The organism is Brevundimonas sp. (genome assembly GCF_031082345.1).
In the GTDB taxonomy this organism is placed as follows: Bacteria; Pseudomonadota; Alphaproteobacteria; order Caulobacterales; family Caulobacteraceae; genus Brevundimonas.
Window position 1 is genome coordinate 1 of sequence record NZ_JAVHLH010000383.1, and the last position, 1,738, is coordinate 1,738.

Genomic DNA, 1,738 nt, shown 5'->3' on the forward strand with positions numbered 1-1,738 from the left:
CGAAGCGGCCGGCGCGCCCTCGCCTGCGTGCCGCTGAAGGTTGGCGTGAACCTCCGCGATCGTCGCCGGGCGACCGCCGCGGTAGAAGATCGAGCGGTTCGCCAAGGCGGCCGAGGGGAAGATCGACGCCGCGCTGGCGCCCGGCCGGCGCTCCATGGCCTCCATCAGCTGGGCCGCCCCGGCCGGCCCGAGGAAGTGCGCCGCATACAGGTCTCCGGCTCCCGGCTCGCGCCCGGTCCGGCCGCGCAGATAGGCGGCGTTGGAGGCGGTCAGCTCCGCCGCCATGGTCGAGGCCGCCTGGGGATCGAAACGCAGGTCCAGCACGACATTGCGCGCCGAGCCGTCCACCCGCCAGCGACCGTCCGAGCCCCGGTGAATCAGGTCTGCGTACTGGCCATAGCCGTGCTTGGCCCCGTGCGTCTTGACCGTCCCCAGCCAGGTCTGCTCGATGAACTGGAACAGCCCGGCCGCGGACGAGGTCCGGGCCTTGGCGGACGGGTTCATGGCGCTCTCGCGCCGCGCCGTCTTGATCAGGAAATCAGCGTCCACGCCTGTGGCGTTGGAGGCGCGCCGGATCGCCGCCTCGACTCCGCCAGAGGATGGAATCGCTCCGATGTTCATACCCATGACGCTGCGGCTTCGTGGTTAATCAAACCCTAACAGCACAGACGCCGTCCACAGACGCTTAACCTTTGCCGCACCCGTCCCTCGTGTCGGTTTCATGGCGAAGCTCGCCCAACACTTGCCCCAACGTAAGCGCTCAACTTGGCCGTGGGACGCTGCGGGGGCGGCGAACGACAGGGATGAACGGCCATGATGATCAGAACCGCGGGCGGCCCCGGACTGGTGAGCCCCTTCGACTACAACGAGCGCCGGACGCCGCGCTTCACCCGAACGACCTGGATCGCGGTGGCGGTGGTCGCCGCCGGCCACGTCGGACTGGGGGCGGCCCTCTACTACCAGCGGTTCGAGATGACCGTCCCGGCCGAGACTCCGACCGTGCGACCGACGATCGTCCAACTGGTCCGGCCGAAGCCGCCCGAGCCACTGCCCGCCCCGGCCCAGCCGCAGGCGCCCAACACGCTGGTCAATGAACTCCCGGCCCCGCCCGCAACGGACAATGTGCTCCCGATCATCCAGGGCGAGACGGTCGCCACAGGCCCCACCATCAGCACCATCGAAAAGTCTCCCGAGCCCATTGAGAGTGCTCCGGCGGCTACGACCCCGCCGCGCGCCCCCGCGGTGATCACCAGCCCGAGCTGGATCCGGCAGCCGTCCGCGGACCAGCTGATGCGGGCCTATCCCGACCGCGCCCTGCGGGCCGAGGTCGGCGGGCTGGCGACGGTGAACTGCCTCGTGCAGCCGAACGGCCGGGTGGCGGACTGCAACCTGACCAGCGAAACTCCCGGCGGCTACGGCTTCGGGCGGGCGGCGCAGGGCCTGACGCGGCATTTCCAGATCAGCCCGCGCACGGTCGACGGCGCCGCGGTGGGGTCGCGGGTCAACATCGCCATCCGCTTCAATCCTCCGGCGGACTGATCAGCCGAATCTGAGCGGATCGAGGGGCGCCGCGTCCGAGGTCGGCGGGCGGCCCTCGATCCCGTCGGCGACGACCTGGGCGACCAGAGGGCCGAGCAGCCAGCCGTTGCGGCGCGGCGCGAGCGCCAGGAACAGGCCGGGCTGCGCCGAGGGGCCCGCCAGCGGCAGGCCGTCGGCGACCGCCCCGCGAACCCCGACC

2 protein-coding genes and 1 pseudogene are annotated in these 1,738 nt (G+C 71.3%); 1 reads left to right on the top strand and 2 read right to left on the bottom strand.

Annotated elements, in window-relative coordinates; genetic code table 11:
• The coding region (locus RDU12_RS15555; RefSeq protein ID WP_308685565.1) for a transglycosylase SLT domain-containing protein at positions 1–621 on the bottom strand (621 nt) is incomplete at its 3' end.
• A 192-nt stretch (positions 622–813) separates the two neighbouring features.
• Here RDU12_RS15555 and RDU12_RS15560 point away from each other — a divergent pair.
• On the top strand, positions 814–1,539 hold the full coding sequence (locus RDU12_RS15560) for a TonB family protein (RefSeq protein ID WP_300293419.1): 726 nt from the start codon (positions 814–816) through the stop codon (positions 1,537–1,539).
• On the opposite strand, the pseudogene RDU12_RS15565 reads toward RDU12_RS15560, so the two are convergent.
• A pseudogene (locus tag RDU12_RS15565) lies at positions 1,540–1,738 on the bottom strand (FAD-dependent oxidoreductase); the annotation flags it as partial.